This is a genomic window from Romboutsia sp. BSD2780061687b_171204_C1 (assembly GCF_015560225.1).
Lineage (GTDB): Bacteria > Bacillota > Clostridia > Peptostreptococcales > Peptostreptococcaceae > Romboutsia_C > Romboutsia_C hominis.
The window spans coordinates 491,723-512,696 of the sequence record NZ_JADMRK010000002.1; the positions used below are offsets into that span (position 1 = coordinate 491,723).

Annotated in this window: 19 protein-coding genes; 3 read left to right on the top strand and 16 right to left on the bottom strand. The window is 26.5% G+C overall.

Features of this window, described 5'->3' with window-relative positions:
- Window positions 1-275 precede the first annotated feature (275 nt).
- Window positions 276-947 carry a deoxyribose-phosphate aldolase gene (gene deoC, locus I2H23_RS07335; RefSeq protein WP_092924091.1) on the bottom strand — a complete coding sequence of 224 codons (672 nt, stop codon included), beginning with the start codon at window positions 945-947 and terminating at the stop codon, window positions 276-278.
- A gap of 514 nt (window positions 948-1,461) precedes the next feature.
- On the opposite strand from deoC, the gene I2H23_RS07340 reads away from it, so the two are divergent.
- The gene (locus I2H23_RS07340; protein ID WP_330405527.1) at window positions 1,462-1,827 is read left to right on the top strand and encodes a winged helix-turn-helix transcriptional regulator; all 366 of its coding nucleotides are present in this window, start codon (window positions 1,462-1,464) and stop codon (window positions 1,825-1,827) included.
- Between the two features lie 90 nt (window positions 1,828-1,917).
- Here the strand turns inward: I2H23_RS07340 and pduL are convergent, their stop codons facing one another.
- The 7 genes from pduL to I2H23_RS07375 all read right to left on the bottom strand — a co-directional run bounded on the left by pduL (window position 1,918) and on the right by I2H23_RS07375 (window position 9,391).
- Window positions 1,918-2,487, bottom strand: coding sequence for a phosphate propanoyltransferase (gene pduL / locus I2H23_RS07345; RefSeq protein WP_092924088.1), 570 nt, complete (start codon window positions 2,485-2,487; stop codon window positions 1,918-1,920).
- A gap of 239 nt (window positions 2,488-2,726) precedes the next feature.
- Entirely contained in the window at window positions 2,727-3,986 is a 1,260-nt protein-coding gene (gene aroA / locus I2H23_RS07350) for a 3-phosphoshikimate 1-carboxyvinyltransferase (protein ID WP_195581391.1), read from the bottom strand.
- Window positions 3,979-5,109 (bottom strand): 3-dehydroquinate synthase, encoded by a 1,131-nt coding sequence (gene aroB / locus I2H23_RS07355; protein ID WP_195581392.1) that lies wholly within the window; start codon window positions 5,107-5,109, stop codon window positions 3,979-3,981. The genes aroA and aroB overlap by 8 nt, the downstream gene beginning before the upstream one ends.
- Entirely contained in the window at window positions 5,097-6,266 is a 1,170-nt protein-coding gene (gene aroC / locus I2H23_RS07360) for a chorismate synthase (protein WP_195581393.1), read from the bottom strand. The genes aroB and aroC overlap by 13 nt, the downstream gene beginning before the upstream one ends.
- Before the next feature lie 191 nt (window positions 6,267-6,457).
- A complete protein-coding gene (locus I2H23_RS07365) occupies window positions 6,458-7,051 on the bottom strand; it encodes a flavodoxin family protein (protein ID WP_092924077.1) in 594 nt (197 codons plus the stop codon).
- A gap of 36 nt (window positions 7,052-7,087) precedes the next feature.
- Window positions 7,088-8,887 (bottom strand): GAF domain-containing SpoIIE family protein phosphatase, encoded by a 1,800-nt coding sequence (locus I2H23_RS07370; RefSeq protein ID WP_092924074.1) that lies wholly within the window; start codon window positions 8,885-8,887, stop codon window positions 7,088-7,090.
- Window positions 8,888-8,917: 30 nt separating this feature from the next.
- Entirely contained in the window at window positions 8,918-9,391 is a 474-nt protein-coding gene (locus tag I2H23_RS07375; RefSeq protein WP_092924071.1) for a hypothetical protein, read from the bottom strand.
- Between the two features lie 143 nt (window positions 9,392-9,534).
- Between I2H23_RS07375 and I2H23_RS07380 the strand changes: the two genes are divergently transcribed.
- On the top strand, window positions 9,535-10,011 hold the full coding sequence (locus tag I2H23_RS07380; protein ID WP_092924068.1) for a hypothetical protein: 477 nt from the start codon (window positions 9,535-9,537) through the stop codon (window positions 10,009-10,011).
- An 84-nt stretch (window positions 10,012-10,095) separates the two neighbouring features.
- Here I2H23_RS07380 and I2H23_RS07385 read toward each other — a convergent pair whose 3' ends face one another.
- From I2H23_RS07385 to hpt, 5 genes are all read right to left on the bottom strand, one after another.
- Window positions 10,096-10,266, bottom strand: coding sequence for a hypothetical protein (locus I2H23_RS07385; RefSeq protein WP_092924065.1), 171 nt, complete (start codon window positions 10,264-10,266; stop codon window positions 10,096-10,098).
- Window positions 10,267-10,412: 146 nt separating this feature from the next.
- A complete protein-coding gene (locus I2H23_RS07390; RefSeq protein ID WP_166505919.1) occupies window positions 10,413-10,634 on the bottom strand; it encodes an alpha/beta-type small acid-soluble spore protein in 222 nt (73 codons plus the stop codon).
- A 102-nt stretch (window positions 10,635-10,736) separates the two neighbouring features.
- Complete coding sequence (locus I2H23_RS07395) at window positions 10,737-11,963, bottom strand: NAD(P)/FAD-dependent oxidoreductase (protein WP_092924059.1); 1,227 nt, start codon at window positions 11,961-11,963, stop codon at window positions 10,737-10,739.
- A 127-nt stretch (window positions 11,964-12,090) separates the two neighbouring features.
- Complete coding sequence (locus tag I2H23_RS07400; RefSeq protein ID WP_092924056.1) at window positions 12,091-12,975, bottom strand: phosphatase PAP2 family protein; 885 nt, start codon at window positions 12,973-12,975, stop codon at window positions 12,091-12,093.
- A 111-nt stretch (window positions 12,976-13,086) separates the two neighbouring features.
- Complete coding sequence (hpt, locus tag I2H23_RS07405) at window positions 13,087-13,611, bottom strand: hypoxanthine phosphoribosyltransferase (RefSeq protein ID WP_166505921.1); 525 nt, start codon at window positions 13,609-13,611, stop codon at window positions 13,087-13,089.
- A 284-nt stretch (window positions 13,612-13,895) separates the two neighbouring features.
- On the opposite strand from hpt, the gene I2H23_RS07410 reads away from it, so the two are divergent.
- Window positions 13,896-14,969 (top strand): pyridoxal phosphate-dependent aminotransferase, encoded by a 1,074-nt coding sequence (locus I2H23_RS07410; RefSeq protein WP_195581394.1) that lies wholly within the window; start codon window positions 13,896-13,898, stop codon window positions 14,967-14,969.
- A 43-nt stretch (window positions 14,970-15,012) separates the two neighbouring features.
- Here I2H23_RS07410 and I2H23_RS07415 read toward each other — a convergent pair whose 3' ends face one another.
- From I2H23_RS07415 to I2H23_RS07425, 3 genes are all read right to left on the bottom strand, one after another.
- Entirely contained in the window at window positions 15,013-16,974 is a 1,962-nt protein-coding gene (locus I2H23_RS07415; protein ID WP_195581395.1) for a KUP/HAK/KT family potassium transporter, read from the bottom strand.
- 502 nt (window positions 16,975-17,476) lie between these two features.
- Window positions 17,477-18,673 carry a dicarboxylate/amino acid:cation symporter gene (locus tag I2H23_RS07420; RefSeq protein WP_092924044.1) on the bottom strand — a complete coding sequence of 399 codons (1,197 nt, stop codon included), beginning with the start codon at window positions 18,671-18,673 and terminating at the stop codon, window positions 17,477-17,479.
- Between the two features lie 338 nt (window positions 18,674-19,011).
- Window positions 19,012-20,901: a sensor histidine kinase gene (locus I2H23_RS07425; protein ID WP_195581396.1), complete on the bottom strand. Its 1,890-nt coding sequence runs from the start codon at window positions 20,899-20,901 to the stop codon at window positions 19,012-19,014.
- Between the last annotated feature and the right edge of the window lie 73 nt (window positions 20,902-20,974).

A 20,974-nucleotide genomic window follows, 5' to 3' on the forward strand; every position in this document is an offset into this window, starting at 1 on the left:
TTTATAAGTATTTTGTATTGTAGAAACAACGTACAAGGTTATACAACATTGCACATTGCTTCCCCCCAATACTATATTATTACATAATTCTAAATATTACATAATAAACAAAATATTCTATATGTTTTGTAAAATTCCTTCATTTTGCTTAATTTGATTAAAGGAAAAATCTATATGTTTATTAAAATAATATCCATATGTTTAATTATAAGTTTCTTCTACTCTTTCATTTATACCCACGATTTTGTAGATTAAACAAGAAATTTGTATTTTTTCTAATAATCGCTTTTTATAGAGTCTTCCCCAGTAACTATGGCTATTGATGCACTTGCACCTATTCTTGATGCCCCAGCTTCTATTACAGCTTTTGCATCTTCAGCAGTTCTAACACCACCTGATGCTTTAACTCCTATATTTTCTCCAACAGTTTCTCTCATAAGTTTTATGTCAGCTGGAGTTGATCCACCTGTTCCAAATCCTGTTGAAGTTTTTACATAGTCAGTTCCTGCTTTAACTGCAAGTTCACAAGCTTTAACTTTTTCTTCATCTGTTAAGTAACAAGTTTCTATTATTACTTTAACTAAAGCTTCTTTATTAGCTGCATCTACTACTGCTTTTATATCTTCATATACTAAGTCGTAGTTTTTATCTTTTAATGCACCTATATTTATAACCATATCTACTTCGTCTGCACCTTTAGCTATAGCATCTCTTGTTTCAAACGCTTTAACTTCTTTAGTGTTAGCTCCTAAAGGGAAACCTATTACTGTACAAACTTTTACATCGCTTCCTTCTAATTCTTTTTTAGCAAGCTCTATGTTAGTTGGATTTATACAAACTGAAAAGAATCCATATTCTTTTGCTTCATCACAAACCTTTATTACTTCTTCTTTTGTAGTTACAGCTTTTAATACTGTATGGTCTATCATTTTTGCTATTTTACTCATTTCAAATTCTCCTTTTTTCTACACAAATATTTATATTATTCCATATTATGTTAGCATATTATGAGCATCATATAAACTTATTTTTTCCTTAGAACAATTTAAAATTCATAGCTCTTTAATTTCAATTTGTATTTTGTATCCAGCTCACATATATAATCATATCTGTATATTTTTTGTTTAACAAGTAGGCACTTTATTTACATATAGTTTCAAAAAATATATACAGTACCTAAAAATATATATGGTATCAAAAAATATACTGTAAGGTTTTTACAATAATTTATTTATGATATAATAAATAGGTCTTCATTTTTAAAATTTTGAAGGAATACTTTTTAGAGATCATATATAGGAATTATATCTCCCCCATTTAAAATGAATGTAATTTCTTATTTGATATAAAAAGTCTTAAGTTAGATATTTCATAGAAATACTTTATGATAAGTCTATATGACTATATTTTAATATTTTTTAGAAGTTTTTCTATGCTATTTATATAGAAAGAGGTGTATATATGATTCATACTCAATGTCACATGAGTCATAGATGTGCAAAATTTGAAACCTGCCCTATGACTTTATTTCATAAATTAGTTTCTGGTAAATGGAAAATTTTAATACTTTGGTATCTAAGTAGTGGCCCACTTAGGTTTAGTGAAATAAAAAGAAAGCTTCCTGATGTTACTCAAAAAATGCTTACAAACCAACTTAGAAGTTTAGAAGATGATGGACTAGTTCATAGAGAGGTGTATCCTGTTATACCTCCTAAAGTCGAGTATAGTTTGACAGATCTTGGAGAAAAATTACTTCCCCTTCTTGAGCAGATGTACGAATATGGAGTGGAATATTCAAAAGCTATGAAAATATCTGCTACTAAGTAGATTTTTAATAAATACATAAATAATAAACTATATAACTAAAAAGGTAATCTCAATTTTGAGATTACCTTTTATTTATAATATAAACTAAAATTATTCAGCTATTAATTCTACCATATCTCCGTTTCTAACTGCTGCAGCGTTTCCTTCTTCAACGTCTACGTGCATTTCTAAAGCGAAGTTTGCATTAGCTCTTACTAATACATTTTCAAATACAACAGCTCTTGGTCCGAAAGTTCTAACTTTTACTATTTGCTTATCTTCTACACCGAAGTTTTTAGCATCTTCTAAGCTCATATGTATATGTCTAGATGCTACTATAACACCTTCTTGTAATTCAACTTCTCCAGCTGGTCCTACTAATTTAACACCAGGAGTTCCTGCTATATCTCCAGATTCTTTTATTGGAGCTTTTACACCTAAAGCAAATCCATCTGCTAAAGATATTTCAACTTGAGTGCTAGGTCTAGCTGGTCCTAAAACTCTAACTCCTTTTATAGTTCCTTTTGGTCCTACTAAATCAACCTTTTCTTCACATGCATATTGTCCTGGCTGAGATAATGGCTTGAAATGAGTTAACTCATGTCCTGCTCCGAATAATGTTTCTATATCAGCTTGACTTAAATGAACGTGTCTGTTTGATAAAGCTATTGGTAATTTCATAAAAAACCCTCCTACATAAATTTTGTATACAACATCCAATTATACATAAATTTTTTAATTAAATCAAATTCTTTTCTCAAAATTTGATAATTTTCTTAATATTATTTCTACTGAAATATTAGAAAACCCTTTTATTTTCATTCATAATTAGTATTTCAACTTTTACTTATCTTATTATAATTTTTTATTTATTTTAACCATATTAATATTAACTTTAAATATTAGTTTATATAAAAATTTTATATTGATAGTTTTTTTAATAAGTCAAAGTAACCAGGGAAAGATATATCTATACACTCTTTGTCATCTAATACTATATCTGTATCACAGATTAAATTAGCTATTGAAAATGCCATGGCTATTCTATGGTCTTTAAAAGTAGTTATACTAGCTCCATTTAGCTTAGTTTTTCCTTTTATAACCATTCCATCTTCTAGTTCTTCTATATCTGCACCCATTAATTTTAAGTTATCTACTACAGATTTTATTCTGTTACTCTCTTTTACTTTTAATTCTTTTGCATCTTTTATTATAGTTGTTCCTTCTGCTTGCGTTGCAAGTACTGCTATAACTGGTATTTCATCTATAAGCCTTGGTATTATAGTTTTATCTATTGTTGTAGCATTTAAATCTTTGCTGTACTTTACTAATAAATCTCCAACTAGCTCTCCTCCAACGAATCTTTGATTTATTATTTCTATATTTCCATTCATATTTTTAACAACATCTATTATTCCAGTTCTAGTTTTGTTTAGTCCAACATTTTTAATTAAAACCTCTGAGCCTTTAGTTATTAAAGCTCCTACTATTATAAATGCTGCTGAAGATATATCTCCTGGTACATATATATCTTGATTAAATAACTCTTTAACTGGATTTATAGTTATATCTAAATCATTTACATTTATGTCAGCTCCAAATGATTTAAGCATTATTTCTGTATGGTTTCTACTTTTAACTTTTTCTCTTATTATACTTTTTGAATCTGCATATAAGCTTGCCAGTATCAAAGCTGATTTAACTTGTGCTGATGCTACTGGCATATTATAATCTATTCCTTTTAAGTTCCCTCCATATATTTTTATAGGAGTATAGTTTGCATCGTCTTTTCCTTCTATTTTGCATCCCATCATTCTTAAAGGATCTGTAACTCTTTTCATAGGTCTTTTTCCTATTGATTCATCTCCAATAAGTGTTGCATCAAAGTTATTTCCTGCTAGTATTCCACTTAATAGTCTTATTGTAGTTCCAGAGTTTCCTACGTCTAGTAAATCTTTAGGTGGCTTTAGACCATATAGACCATTTCCTTTTACAAAAACTTCATTTCCTTTTATGTCTATGTCTACTCCCATTTTCTTAAAGCAAGATATTGTGCTTAAGCAGTCTTGGCCCATTAAAAAGTTGCTTATTTTATTATGTCCTTTTGATATTGATGAAAACATTATGGCTCTATGTGATATAGATTTATCCCCTATAAGTTCAAAACTTCCTCTAAGCATTCTGACTCTCCCTTATTATATTAAGTATTTTTTCTTCATCTATATTATCCATTAAACTTACTTTTCCTAGTTCTGTTGGAAGTATTAAGTTTATTTTACCAAAGCTATTTTTCTTATCACTCTTCATTATGTATAGTATCTCTTTTGCAATATGATCTTTATCCATATTTTCATTTAAATCATATTTTAAAGGTAGTTTGTATAAATTTATAACTCTTATAAATTTATCATAATACTCTTTGGATATTAATTTTTCATCTAATGAAAGTTTAAATGCCATAGCCATACCTATACTTACAGCCTTACCATGGCTAATTTTTAATAGTTTTTCTACTCCATGTCCAAAGGTATGTCCAAAATTTAGTATTTTTCTAAGTCCACCTTCTTTTTCATCATTAGATACTACTTCTACCTTTATACCTGCGCATTTTTTTACTATATAGTATAAGTATTTCTCTTCCTTATTTAATATAGCTTCACTATTTTCTATTAGATAATCTAGAAATTCATAATCATATATTGCACTATACTTTATAACCTCTGCCATACCACTTATAAATTCTTCTTCACTTAAACTTTTTAAAGAATTCACATTTATATAAGTAAGTTTTGGTTGATAAAAACTTCCCATTATATTTTTAAAATTGCCTAAATTTATACCTGTTTTTCCACCTATAGAAGAGTCGACTTGAGCAAGTAAACTTGTAGGAACTTGTATAATGTCAATTCCTCTCATATAAGTAGATGCTATAAACCCTGCAAGGTCTCCTACTACTCCACCTCCTAAGGCTAATATTAAAGATTTTCTAGATAAATTTATTCTTATACAGTAGTTCATTATTTCCTCATAAACATCTAAAGATTTAGATTGTTCTCCTGGTGACACTATATATTCATATATGTACTTAGCTTTTATAGAACTTGTAAATTCTTTCATCATATGTTTATATACATTATCATCACTTATTATAAGTACTTTGTCGTATATATCATTTAAATCTATATCATCTTTTATTAAACCTTTATTTATATCATTTGAGTTTACTAATTTTACAGCTTCATTAAAGGATTTATAATCTTTATCTATTACTACACTACAAATAGCAGTTTCTATCTTTTCCATCCTCTTTCACCTAACCTTTTTATGTATGAATTATAATTTGATTTTAAGTCATTTAAATTGTCTCCACCTATTTTTTCTAGGAAGTGATTACATATAACAAAAGCTACTACATTTTCACAAACTACACTGCAAGCAGGAACAGCACAATTATCTGAACGTTCAATACTTGCACTATAACTTTCCAGTGTATTTATATTTATAGAATTTAATGGCTTATATAATGTAGGTATTGGCTTCATTGCACATCTTATTATAATCTCTTCTCCTGTAGTCATTCCACCTTCTATTCCACCTAGTCTATTTGTAGCTCTTTTTATACCTTCATTTTTGTCATAGCTTATTTCATCCATAACACAAGACCCTGCTAAAGAGCTAACATCAAATCCAATTCCTATTTCTACTCCTTTTATGGCTTGAGTAGCCATTAAATGCATAGCAAGTTGTCCATCTATTTTCTTATCAAACTGAGTATATGAACCTAGCCCAGGAATAATATTTTTCACTCTTATTTCTACAACTCCACCTAATGTATCACCTTCTGATTTCGCTTTATCTATTCTTTCTATGATTTTTTCTTCTAGGTTTTTATTTACACATCTTATTTGACTAGTATCTACATTTTCCTTTATATAATCAAATTCATATAAATTTTTATCTTCTACACCACCAATATTTACTACATGAGATGTAAATTCTACATTAAAATTTTTAAGTATTTGCTTGCATATAGCACCTACGGCTACTCTACTTGCAGTTTCTCTGGCACTAGACCTTTCAAGTACATTTCTAGCATCTTTAAAGTCGTATTTTAAGCAACCTACCAGGTCTGCATGTCCTGGTCTTACATTACTTACTTTTCTAGTCTCTAAATCAACTTCCTCCATTGGATTCATGTACTTTGTCCAATTTTCATAATCTTTATTTTTTATTTCTATAGATATAGGTCCACCTAGGGTTTTTTTACCTCTAACTCCACCTAGTATATTTATTTTATCTCTTTCTATTTGCATTCTGCCGCCACGACCGTAGCCACCTTGTCTTTTTTTAAGCTCCTTGTTTATTTCTTCAAAATCAAGTTCTATATTAGCTGGTACTCCATCTAGTATAGATATTAAGCTTTGCCCATGAGATTCTCCACTTGTTAAATACCTTAGCATATCATTCTCCTTGTTAAACTTCATTTATTATATATATTGTATAATATTATTTAAGTAAAATACTCTAATTTAAATATTTTTTTATATTATGTTTTATTCTAACTTTTTTTGGTATATATATAATTAGATTTCTAATTTTATATTTTTATTATTTGATTTTCTAAATATATTTACAATCAAAAGAAGCTTGATTAATCAAGCTTCTTTACATCACATATATAATTTTTTATTGCCTTATCTAGTTCATTTTTAAAGTGTTGATTTTCACTATACCCTAATTTATCTGTACTATTTAAGTAAATATTATATTTTAATTTATTGTTTACACTTTTAAAGAAAAAATCCATGACTATTTGGCCACCCATAAATTGAGTTTCATATGGTGTTGAACCTCCAACAGCTATGTACATTCCTATACGAGTCTTATCTCTATCTATTGATGGCTTATTAAGAATATACTTACTTGCATATATAGCCTGAGTTCTATCTACTACTGTTTTTAATTTAGCAGATACGCAATCAAAATGTACAGGGCTTATTACTATAACTCCTTTGGCTTTATCAAACATTTTATACATAGGGGTCATATCATCATTAAATTTGCAATAACCTGTTTTTTCGCAAAATCCACAAGCAGTACAATACTCAATATTCATATCATATATGTTAAATATTTCGTAAGTTATATTATTTTCTTCTAGTTTAGAACTTATTTCCTTAGATATCGAAAAACAATTTTTATTTTTTCTTGGGCTTCCATTTATTATTAATATTTCTTTAAACATTAATTATCCCCCTTTATCTTTTAGTTATAATAAATACTATTTATCCTTTAACATAACTACTAATATATCATCATCAAAGTTATCTTTACCTGCAAAGTCTATTAACTCTTCTTCTAGCTTTCCTTGTAAAACTTCATGACCTATTTGGTAATTATCTTGAAGGAATTTCTCTAATCTAGATACCCCATATTCTTCTTTTGACTCATTTTTTATTTCTAATATTCCATCTGTGTACATGCATAATAGTGAATAGTTTGATATATCAAAAGAGTTGTTTGCATATTCAGCTTCATCCATTATTCCTATTGGTATACCTTTTTTACAGTTTAAATTTCCTTCTATTTCTCCATTATTCTTTATTATTATAGGACTATAATGTCCTGCGTTGGATATTGTTATTTTATTTTCTTTTGAATTTATAACACTTACTAAACATGTAGCAAATACGTCCATTTTATCAAATTCATCATATAACATTTTATTTAACTTTGTAAGTATTTCTCCAGGTGTTTTATAATGATTTGCTAATACTTTAAAGGCACCTTTTATCATAGCAACCATATAGTTTGAAATCATACCATGACCCATAACATCTGCCAAAATATAAACTGTATTATCATCATCTACCTTCATAGCATAGTAGAAGTCTCCTCCAACTACTCTTGCTGGCCTATGATAGTAATCTAACTCTTTATTGTTACTTAATTCTAATTTAGCATCATCCATTATTAACTTTTGCTGTTTATTTAAAAGGTTTAATTCATTATCAAGTACTTTATGCTTTACTTCTTCTAAATTATATTTATACAGTTGCATACCTACTGATACTTGTTTTGCTAATATACTTAATATATTCAAATCATCTTTTGTATAGTTTTGACTATTAGCGCATACTATACATCCGATAACTTTATTTCTATATCTTAACTTATAATATATATAACTTTTTATAGTATCTTCTGACTCAGATTTTATATTTACATTATTGTGATATTCCCCAATTGATTTTCTCGCTTGGATACTTTCTAACATTGGATATAAGTTTATTTTATTTTTATCTTCAACATTGTAATAGTTAAATGCTCTATCTTTATAATCATTATCATCTACTAATATCAAAGCTTCTTTGCTGTTTGTCATATTACAAGCTTGTTTACTTAATTGCTCTAAGAATACTGTTATATTATTACTTGAATAAAGCTTTTTAGTTGCAGCATTTATTGAATTTATAGCACCTCTTAATTTATGTACTAAAAATTGCATATTATTGTTTTTAGTAGTTATTTCTATTGATAAACTAAGCAATGATGCAACAGATGATATAAAGTCTATATCTTGTTCACAGATACTATCATTTTTTGATAAAAAGCAAGTCATAAATCCAACTACTTTATCGTTTATTATGAAAGGAAATACTATTCTTCCCGTATAACCTTCTTTTATAGCTAAATCCCTTTCGTCTTTTGCTCTTTCCTCTTCAAAGACATTTTCTATATATATTATTTTCTTTTCTTCTACAGCTTCATGAACATATTTAGGATATTCATTAAAATCTATTTTAATACCTATTGGATTACTCATAGATTTTACTGGTGGTACATGATCCATAGGGAATACTTGTGGTATATACTCTAAAGTCTGAGAACACACCAAGTATGCGTATTTATAGTCATTTCGATAAAATAAATTAACACAAGCCTTAGTTGGATGAACAACTTCTAACATCTTGTCTACTATCTTATCTTTTATAGAATAAAAATCTGTTGAACTAGTTACCATAGCTGATATGTCTACTAAGTTTTTCATTCTATGGCTATCAGTATTAAAATTTTGCATATCACTACTTACCCCCTAATTTTATATAGTCTACTTTATATTACTATATATGTTATTTATAGTAAATATAAAAACTATTATAAAAGTTGCTATTATAATGGCATTAAACCCTGTTAATAATCCAATTATAAGCAAAGTAACTAACACATTTAATCCTGATTTTCCTCTCTCATCTATAGTTGGTATTTTAGGCATTTCTATATTATTTTTTATATTTTCAATACTTTCTCTCACTTGAGCTTCTAACTTTATCTTATATATTAAATAAGTCAATTCTACTAACAACATCCCCATTCCAAATAAAATCTCTATATTAAAAGATATATATAAAATAATTATTGCTAATAGTAGCTTTGTAATCTTTAAAAATACACTATCTAACTTTAATGTCATATTTCTTATTTCTCTACACTCTTCTCTGTAAGTATAGTCTGATGAAGGCATAGATTTCATCTTAGTTTTTACTATTTCAGAATAAAATAGCTTTATTATTCCATTTATCATATAAATTCTCCTTATCAAGTTACTTATTTTTATATAATCTATATTTCATCCATATATTTGTAATTTTTACAATTATAATATTTTTTATACTTGTCAATAATAAAATATATAGACTAATATACACTTTAAAAGGAGTGGTTTTAATGCAAATGGCTAATCTTGATTTAGAAACACGTAGTAAAATCTATAGCCACACAAAAAAAGTCCTCAGAAAATATCAAAAAGGTATTATAACTGGTAAGCTTACAGCTGATAAGTTTGCTGAAAATATACTATCTAATGAATCTATTAATGACATTTTAGATGAAAATCTTTTATCAGATGAAACCTTCAAATTATCTTATATAGACTATATAGATAAATTAATAAGTATGCAAAATGCTAATTTATCAAAAGGCAAAAAACATAAAAATAAATCTATCCCTGAAAAACCAAGTATTTCTCAAAAACTAAAATTAAAGAATTTGCTAAGCTCTAGTGAATATACATTGTCAATTCCTATAGAATACCTAAATGCTTGTGATGTTGATAATTTAATAAAATTCATAAGCACTGGTATTATAGATTTAGGTAATGAAAGAATTTATAATTATGTACATAAACCAGAGAAAGTAAATTAATCTAATATCATATATAAATTATTTTGATATTTTTTAAATAATAAAAAGTCTTCACCTAAATATTAAGTGAAGACTTTTTATTATTTATCCTAATGCTTTTTCTAGCTTAGATAAATGCTGTATTGGATAATATCTAAGAAGCTCTCTAAACTGTTCTACTGTAAGACCTTCTGTTGTTGTATAAATACGTATTTTTTCATCTAAATCTGCATTTATAAATTTAGTTTTTATTTCTTCAAAATTAACAGTCGACATTTATATTTCTCCTTATGTAATGTATTTTATTGTTATTTTATCCATTCAAAAATTTTTTATCCAATATATAAGTCATGTATTTTTTAATTTTATATAAAACTAAAGGAGCATCTAAAAGATGCTCCTTAATATATTAAAATAATATATTATTGTTGTTGTTGTCCTGACATTTGTTGTTCTGCCATTTCAACTAACTTTTTAGTCATGTATCCACCTACATAACCATTTTCTCTTGCAGTAAGATTTCCTTTGTCCATTTGTTGGTAATTTGTCATTCCAAGCTCATTAGCTATTTCTAATTTCATTTGATTTAATGCTTGTTTAGCTCCTGGAACTACTGTTTTGTTGTTATTGTTGTTGTTTGACATTGTTGACTACCTTCTTTCTTTTGATTTTGTTTCTTGGTAGTATTATATGAATTTATAGTTTTTTAATTCTAGGTAATATTTGTAACAATATCTAAATTCTTGCTAACAATAATATCCGGCTAAATAACCTGTTGAAAATGCTATTTGAAGATTAAATCCTCCAGTATAAGCATCAACATCAATTACTTCTCCTGCAAAAAATAATCCATCTATTAGCTTTGATTCCATTGTACTTGCATTTATCTCCCCAACTTTAACTCCACCTGAAGTTATTATAGCCTCTTCTATTGGTCTATATCTTTTTACTGTTAAATTAATATTTTTTAATAAATGTACTAATGCTTTTCTTTGTTCTCTAGATATTTGATGAACTACAGTATTTTCATCTATGCCACTTAACTTTATTATTACTGGTATTAATTTTTTTGGCAATAAGTCATCTAAAGAGTTTTTAAAGGCCTTGTTAGTATACTTTTGGAAATCTCTTTGTATTCTTTTATCTAATTTTTCTTCATCTAGTGCTGGTTTTAAATCTAGAACTATCTTATAAGTATTTTTTGATAAATCTTTCATCATACAACTAGCTGACTTTACAACCGGTCCATCTATACCATACTTTGTAAATTCTAATTCTCCAAAGTCATCGTATATTTTCTTATTTTTTCCGTTATATAACTCTATTTTTATATTTCTAAGAGATAATTTTTCTAATTCACTTACAAAACTTTCACATATTTCAAGCCCTATTAAAGAAGGTTTAGGATCTATTATAGTATGTCCATATTTTTTAGCAAATTTATATCCATCTCCAGTAGAACCCGTTAGAGGATAACTAACTCCTCCAGTAGCAACTATTACAACATCGCATTGTATTTCTTTTTTGTTGTCTAATATTACTTTTTCTATTTTTTTATCTTTTGCTATTATTTCTTCTACTTTAGTATTTAATAACAATTTTACTTTTTTATCTATTACTTGTTTATGAAGTGCATTAGCTATATCATGTGCCTTATCACTTTCTGGAAATACTCTATTTCCTCTTTCTGTCTTAGTTTTTACACCTAAACTTTCAAACATATTTATAACATCTTCGTTTGTAAATGTATAAAATGCACTATATAAAAATTTACCATTTGTAGGTACATTTTCTATTAATTCTTCTATATCACAGTTATTAGTTATATTACATCTACCTTTTCCTGTTATTAATATTTTTCGCCCTACTCTATGATTTTTCTCTACTAATGTTACGTCTAATCCTCTATCTGCTGCAGTTGCCGCTGCCATCATACCAGCTGCTCCAGCTCCTATTACTACTACTTTTTTCAAATTTACACCTCTTCTATTTTAAGTAAGCTTAACTTTTTAATAGCTTTAAGTAACTTACTTTGCATCTAATTAATATATACTCATATGCATGTTTTAATTAATCTTATTCAATAAATAATAAAACTTACTATAGCTTAAATATCTTAAACAGAAATGGCACTCCACAAACTCCATAAAATACTACTATTGTATATCTTATATAATCAAATAAGTTGTTACTTGGCATAGTATATTTTAAGCCTAAGTAAACTAATCCTAAAGTTATTATTCCAAGTAAAAATCTACATATATTTTTAGCTATTTTATTATCTTTTTTGTTACTAAAGTTTATTTTATTTTTATTTTTTGATACTGTTTCAAACTGTATATATCTATCTTCTACTATATACCCTAGTACAAATCCAGTTAATAATCCAAATGATTTTATATAAGACGAACTATTTACTAAAAATGCAACTAATGCAAATGGTATTAACATTAAAATAAGACTTAGATATTTTTTTTCATTATCTACATAATCAAAAAATTTACTAAATATTACAGTAAATATTATCCCAAATCCCCATCCAAATATTACATCTATAGGCCAATGAACTCCTAGGTATAGTCTAGATATGCCTACTCCTAAAATTATAATAGCTCCTATTATACTAATCCATGTATTTTTGAATATAATTATTATACTTGTCCAAAATGAAGTTGCAGTTTGAGTATGTCCACTTGGAAATGAATATCCTGTTGCTGTTGATACTCTTTGAGACGTTATCCCTTCTATTCCTATTGGCCTTTTAGCCTTTATTACATCTTTTATTCCTGAATTTATGGCCACGTTTCCTACTAATGAAAATAATATCTTTTGACCATACTTTTTATTTATACACCAATACATTATTGTTGTTAATAAAACTATTACAGGTATTTCTGTACTTATAGTAAGTATTAAAAATAAAGTATCTAATACGCCAGATCTTAAAGACTGAAAAAATTGTAGTATACTTAATTGAATATCCATTTTATTTCCCCCTCCTAAGTACTTATCTTTTATGTAATTATACCTAACTTTCTTATTTATTTATACCCTTTACACAAAAATAGACTTAGCAACATTGCTAAGTCTTCTATATTATTCTTCTCCAACTATTCCTATATAAGGTAAGTTTCTGTATTTTTCTGCCCAGTCTATTCCATATCCTACTATAAAATTGTCTTCTATAGTAAACCCTACATAGTCTACTGGTATATTAGCTTTTCTTCTTTCAGGCTTATCTAATAGTGTACATAATTTTAATGTTTTTGGATTTCTAGTTTGTAGTACATCAACTAATTTGCTTAATGTTAATCCTGAATCTATTATATCTTCTACTACTAATACATTTTTTCCTTCTATATTAACATCTAAGTCCTTTAGTATTTTTACAACACCTGAACTTTCAGTTGATTTTCCATAACTTGATACACTCATAAAATCTATATTAACATCTAAGTCTATTTTTCTTATTAAATCAGAAACAAATACACTAGCACCCTTTAGTATCCCTACTACTAATAATTCTTCACCTTTGAAGTCTTTTTCTATTTGTTTTGCTATCTCTTCTACTTTTTTAGCTATTTGTTCTTCTGTTAATAATACTTCTGTAATTTTGAACATTTCAGTCCTCCTGTTGTTTACGTATATTATAATAAAAACATTATACCATATAAGCACAAATATTAGAACATTTTTATATTTTTTTTAGTAATTGTTCAATATTTTTTTATTATTTAAATTTTTAAGTATATTTTTATTATTTTCTTAAAATTTCTTGCTATACATCTTTTCCTAAATATGATTTTTTGGTTAGATATTATTATTTAATATTTTTATAAAAGCTACTAATAATCGATTTTTATATTATAATTAAATTGTAACTATTAACTACGGAGGTGTTTTACTTGAGTTTAAACCATGGTGCTAATTTATATGACTTATCGAAAAAATATGGATTTTCAAAAGAAGAATTTCTAGATTTTAGTTCTAATATAAATCCTTTAGGTGCATCTAATGCTGCTAAAGACATTGTGATTAAAAATATAGATCAGGTTTCTATATATCCAGACCCTGATTACACAAATTTAAAAAATTCTATTTCTTCTTATTGTCATTGTAATAAAGAAAACATAGTATTAGGAAGTGGTGCAACAGAGCTTATTTCTTCATTTATAAAAACTATAAATCCTACTAAAGCTCTACTTTTATCACCTGCTTATTCTGAGTATGAAAAAGAATTAAAAAAGATAAACTGTAATATAGACAAATATTACTCAAAACATGAAAATGACTTTAAGATTGATATTGATAAATTAATAAATCACATAAATAGTAATAAATATAATTTGATTATTATCTGTAACCCTAATAATCCAACTGGTTTTACTTTCTCAAAAGCTGAGATAAAAACTTTACTTGAAAGTACTAATACTTTCTTTATGATTGATGAAACTTACATAGAATTTACAGATACTAAAGCTTTTTCTTCAACATCTTTAGTTGATGATTATAATAATATATTTGTTATAAGAGGTACTTCTAAGTTCTTCTCAACCCCTGGTATTAGACTAGGATATGGGCTTATATCTAATACTAGTGTAAAAGATAGTATATCATCTCATCTTGATTTATGGAATATAAATATATTTGCTACATTAATGGGTGAGGTTATGTTTAAAGATACACACTTCATAGAAAATACTATTAATGTTATGACTAAAGAAAGAGATTATTTATTTGATAATTTAAGAAATATAGATGATTTAAATGTTTATGATAGCCAAGGTAATTTTATATTATGTGAAATAAAATCAAAAAAATTAACTGCAAGTGAATTAAGAGATAAGCTTATTCCACATAAAATAATTATAAGAGATTGTGCTTCTTTTGATGGACTTAACGAGTATTTCTTTAGAGTTTGTATTTTAAAACCTAAAGATAATAGACTTTTAATAAATTCTTTAAATAATATATTTTAATAAAAAAATAAAAGTTATCTCAAAGTAAGAGATAACTTTTATTTTATTTTATTCTAGTTAATTTTACCTTTTTCCTTTTTCCTATTATAATAGGAACTTTCTCAACTTCAACAATACTAGTATCTATACCAAACCTCTTAGCTGGAGATACTGTTATTTTTTTTATAAGTATCTTAAAACCTATTATAAAACTATCCCATTTTGAAAGGTTACTTTCATTAGATAAATTTTCTTCTAACAATACAAATTTAAAATCTCCAACATTTTTCTCTAAATTGTTATCTATCATATATTCCTTTAGTGTAATTTTTAATTCTTCTGTAGATATTAATTCTTCTATTACTTCTCTTAAAAATATATTTACTGTTTGATTTACTTTAAATCCTAGTTCAAATTCTATCTTAAATATTTGATTAGGTATTATAGTATGAACCTTATAACTCATAGTATACGGCTCGTCAGTTACTCTTACGTTAACAAACCAATAGAATTTAGCGCGTTTTGGTGATTTATTAAATATAGAATATAATATATTATCTTCTATATACCCCCTAGTGCTAGTTTGAGTTAAATACACTAGATGTGTTGAATATAGGGGCAATGTTGTATCTTCTATTATAGATTTAAATCTATCTTTATATTTAGATAGCTTGGTAAAATGATTGTATCTTTCCTTTATCTTTAATCCATATACCCATGAATACATAACAAACATTATAATAAATCCTATTAATACAGTTATATATCCTCCTCTAAAAAACTTAGATAAATTTGCATATAAAAAACTTAATTCGATTATTCCAAAAACAATTAAAACTAATACAGATCTTGTAGCTTTTCTATTGTTATATTTTTCATACTGAGATAATAATATGGTTGTCATAAGCATAGTAACTGTGATAGCAAGTCCATATGCAGCTTCCATATTCTCAGATTTTTTAAAGTATAAAACTAACAATATACAGCCTATTCCTAATGTAAAATTAATTACTGGTATATATATTTGACCTTTTTCCTCATTTGGATATTTAATTAATAATCTAGGAAAAAGATTTAATTTTATTGCCTCTGATATTAATGAAAATGCCCCAGAAATAAGTGCCTGACTTGCGATAATTGCTGCTATTGTCGCTATTATGACCCCTGGTACAATAAACCACTTTGGCATTATTAAGAAAAATGGATTATTTATTACTACATCTCCTTCTCTTAACATAAGCCATGCTCCTTGTCCTAAGTAATTAAGTATTAAACATACCTTTACAAAAAACCATGTATAGTATATATTTTTTCTTCCACAATGTCCAAGATCAGAATATAACGCTTCTGCACCTGTTGTACAAAGAAATACTGCTCCTAAAATATAAGTACTTTTGGGATTTTCAATTAATAATTTTATTCCATAATAAGGATTTATAGCTTTTATTATTTGTGGATTATTAATTATTTGAGATATACCAAGTATAGCTAACATAGAAAACCATAAAAACATAATAGGACCAAAAAGCTTTCCTATCTTCATAGTTCCACAGTTTTGAAAAGAAAATAATAATATTAATATTGATACTACTATAATTAATATCATATTAAGACTTAGTGGAAATATCATTTGTAACCCTTCAACAGATGATGTAACAGTTACTGGAGGTGTTATTATCCCATCTGCTAAAAGTGATGCTCCGCCTATAACCGCTGGTACAATTGCCCATTTAGCTCTTTTTCTTACTAAAGTATATAATGAAAATATTCCACCTTCTCCGTTATTATCCGCTTTAAGAGTTAATATTACATATTTTATAGTTGTTTGAAGTGTTAATGTCCAAATAACAAGTGATATTCCTCCTAATACTAAATCCGTAGAAACCTGTCCTTTATTAGTTGATAATATTGAATTCATAACATATAAAGGTGATGTACCTATATCTCCATATACGATACCTAATGCTACTAATAACGATGCTATACTTACTTTTTTGCTTTTCATAATTGATTTACCTTCTTTCATAATCACAATCCGCTAGTTTCATCTATTACAAGTTATTAAAAATAACCTATAATAAGGCTCTCATATCTTTGTTATTAATTTAATATGTTATGACTATACCTTGATAATGGACTTAGTCTAGCAAAGTAGTCTTCTTCTGTCAAATGTCTCTTTTGTTAAGCATTTCATAATTTTTAATTATAAGAATATAGACAAATAATTTTTTTAGTTTTTTTAATATTTTTCAAATTTAAATTTAAGTTTAACATTGCAAAAGCTAAGTTTAGCTTGTTTTAAACAAATAAATATTTAAATTGATGATTTTTAATATTTTCAATATGTAAATTAAAGAATTTTTAATTATAAGGTTTATTTTTATAATATAATTAGTTTAAATATAAAAATATTTATGACTTTTCATACAATATTAATTTGTTAGGTTTATATTTTATGATTTTTAAGTGAAATGTTTTATTAAATAAAAAAGGCTACCTCATAAGAGGTAGCTATTTTTTTTAATTGCTTAAGCAACTTTATTTGCTTTTTTAGACATTTTAGTGTTTATATGATCAACAACTGCTGCTATAGCGTTATCTCCAGATACGTTTGCAGCTGTTCCGAAACTATCTTGAGTTAAGTATAAAGCTATCATTAAACTTGCAAGTCCACCATCTGATGGTATACCTATCATTGGTAAGAAAGGTAATGCACTCATTATAGCTCCACCTGGTGCTCCTGGTGCTGCAACCATTGCTATTCCTAACATTAATATGAATGGGAATAAAGTAGTAAAGCTATGATCCATATTGTTCATCATAAGTACTGCAACAGCAAATGATGTAACTGATATTATACTTCCTGATAAGTGAATTGTTGCACATAAAGGTACACAGAATTCTCTTATTTCTTTGCTTACTCCATTGTTTTTAGCACATTCTACATTTACTGGTATAGTAGCTGCTGAAGATTGAGTTCCTACTGCTGTTAAGTAACCAGGTATTTGGTTTTTTAACATTTTGAAAGGATTCTTCCCTGTAACTATTCCTGCTGCTGTAAATTGTATTGTTAAGTATATTAAATGTAGAGGTATTACTATTAAGTAAACTCTCCAGAATACTCCTAATATAGACCAAACTTGTCCAGCAAAAGTTATATTAGCAAATGTTCCTGCTATATATATTGGTAATAAAGGTATTATTATTGTTGATAATACTTTCGTTACGATTTCTTGGAACTCTTGGAATATATTATGTAAAGTTTGCCCTTTACCATTGTTTCTAAGAGCAGATATACCTAGACCCATTGTAAATGCAAATACTATTGCAGCAGTTACATCTACCATTGGTGATAAAGGTATACTAAAGAATGGTGATAACATACCTGCTTCAGGATCACCTATTTGTGAAGCAACACTTGCATCTATAAAAGATGGGAATATTAACGATGCTACAGCAAATGCTAATGTTCCGGCTACTATTGTAGACCCATATGCTATTCCTGTTGTTATCCCTAATAATTTTCCTGCACCTGTTGCTAAATCTGCTATACCTGCTGTAACAAATCCTATTATTATAAATGGTATAACGAATTTTAAGAATGCAGAGAATAAACTACTTGCAGTTACCAGAGTTTTAACTATAACTTCTGGTGCGAATTGTCCGATTAATATACCGGCTATGATACCCATAATAAGTTTAGGAACTAATCCTATTTTTTTCATACGATCTTTCTCCCCCTGTCATTTTTTTCCCCTTGCAAACTTATAATAAAACATTTTTCTATTCTAGTCAACGTTTTCCTAGATATTTTTTTGTTTTTTTTGATTTTTTCTTTATTTTATTTTATTTCTAACTTTTTATACTTTTTTTATTAAATCGCTTTTCTTTATAATTGAAATTTTCTTAATTTTCTTTCTATATAGTGTTAATTTCAATATTATTTTTTTAAATTTACTTTTAAATTTTTTATAATAAAAAAAGATAATTTCATAAAATAGAAACTATCTTTTTTATTCTTTTCACTTATTCTTTATAATTTTAAATAATTTTTATTTTATATCTACATATATATATCTGATAACTCTAATTTTACCTTTTCTTTTAATTCATCTTCTATTATATATTTATCACATCTATTTTCACTTATTTTAATTATAGGTATTTTTATTTTAAAGGTTGTGCCTTCATTTAATTTTGATTTTATATCAATTTTTCCTCCATGTGCTTCTACAAATAGCTTAACAATAGATAATCCTACCCCACTTCCTTCATTCTTTCTAGTCATGGTATTATCTATTTGGTAAAATATATCAAATATATGCTCTAACTCTTCCTCATTCATACCTATTCCTTTATCTTTTATTTCAATCTCAACATTATCTTCTAACGTTGATACATTGACATTTAAAGTTCCACCATTGTATGAAAATTTAATTGCATTTGACAATAAATTAAGTATTGCCCTTTCCATTTTATCAATATCAACAGCTGTTATAATTTCCTCGTCAGTAGTATCAAATATAATATCTAAATTTTTAGATTTTGTATATGGTATTACAGATAAAGTTATATCTTCGATTAACTCAACTATATTTACATTTTGTAAATATGGTTTTGTATCTACACATTTAAATTTTTGAATATCAATTAAATTATTTATCAACCTTAGCAATCTATTACAATTACTTTCTATAATTTCATAATTATTATTACTTATTATGAATTCATTGTTTTTAGATTTTGATTTTGAAAGCTGCATTACTGATGAGATAACAGTAATTGGCGTTCTTAGTTCATGACTAATATTAGATGTAAAGTGTGCCTTTAATCTGCTTAATTCCTCGCCTTCATCAATTAATCTTAAAAGTTCTTTTTCATATTTCATTTTATAGTTAGTATAAGATATTAAGGCTATTACCATAGCTACTAGAACTAAAATAATAGAAATTACTACTAGTATATAATTTTCATGTTTTTTATAAATTTCTATTGGATCATTTACTATTACAGATCCGTCTGGTAAATCATGCTTTTTTATACCAAATTCTTTCATTACCTCATAATCAAATATATACTTATTTGCATTGTCATCACCTATATAAATTTTTTTATCACTTTTCCCAGATAAAATTGAATTTACTATTTCCCCAGCTTTTTTAGCCTGATTATATGGACTTACAACCTTACCACCTATAGTACCTTTCCCTATACTATGTTCAAATGAACTATATATAGGAACATCTTTAGTTAATGATTTTATAAGCCCAATTGTATCTTCGTGTCCTAAATTAATATTTTCAAAATACCCTGGATAAAAAGTTATAATTGCATCACTACTTTCTAGTTTTTTTAACTTTTTCTTAAAATCATTAACATCTATATTGCGAGTAACTACCTCATGTAAATTAATATTATTTTTTTTATATTTATTTTCATAATAAGATATATCTTCTTTTGTTAATTCACTTTTATATCCAGACATAAAGTAAATATTTTTTACACCTTTGTGAAATTTAGATATTAGCTCTATATTTTTATCTATTGATGATACTTCCTTTACCCCTGAAACCATATCATAAGACAAAGCCTTTTTTATAAGTTCTTCATTTTCTATTGCGAAGAATACAATAGGAATATCTTTAAATAAATCTTCTCTATATTTTATAGCAAATTCTAATGCATCATCATTTTCTACAATAATTCCATCAAAATTTTTATAGTTTCTTATTCTATGGCTTAGCAACTCATAAAATTCTAATTCATGCTTTGGGTTATAGTTATATTTTGAATTCATATACTCCGTTTGTAAATTTATATCATGGCCTAACCCACCTGCTATTCCACTCATATATTCATCAAAGTTTAAAAAATTAGGATTTCCTGAACTAATAAATAAAATATTTCTTTTTCCTTCTGAATATATATCTTTTGTATATATTCCCAATATCAAAATAGTAATAAAAATGAAACTTAGGTATTTACACTTCCTCATGATTATCACCTACTTTTGCCAAAATTTTAAT